Genomic DNA, 278 nt, shown 5'->3' with positions numbered 1-278 from the left:
CTCCGACCATGCGGAGCTCGCGCATCGCTGACTTTCGACTTCAGCATAGTCGCAGGGACTGATAGTCTCAACATCACAAAGATAGTTTCTATCATTTCATATCAGAATGGATTATCCTAAGTCGGGTTAGGCGATGGAGCGTCATTGATGGTAAAGCGGCCGACAATTACCGATCTTGCGCGCGTCTCGGGCGTCAGTGTCGCCACGGTCGACCGGGTGCTGAACAGCCGCCTGCCCGTGCGCAAGGAAACCGCGCGCCGCGTCTACGACGCCGCCAC

At 57.2% G+C, this 278-nt stretch carries 1 protein-coding gene; it reads left to right on the top strand.

What is annotated here, in order from left to right; all coding sequences use genetic code 11:
- Nucleotides 1-147: 147 nt before the first annotated feature.
- A partial coding sequence (locus EN852_RS40600) for a LacI family DNA-binding transcriptional regulator (RefSeq protein WP_135880029.1) occupies nucleotides 148-278 on the top strand: 131 nt, incomplete at its 3' end.

Source organism: Mesorhizobium sp. M2E.F.Ca.ET.209.01.1.1 (genome assembly GCF_004010375.2).
Lineage (GTDB): Bacteria > Pseudomonadota > Alphaproteobacteria > Rhizobiales > Rhizobiaceae > Mesorhizobium.
The sequence above is the reverse complement of the archived record's forward strand: the minus strand, read 5'-3'. Positions and strand labels throughout refer to the sequence as shown.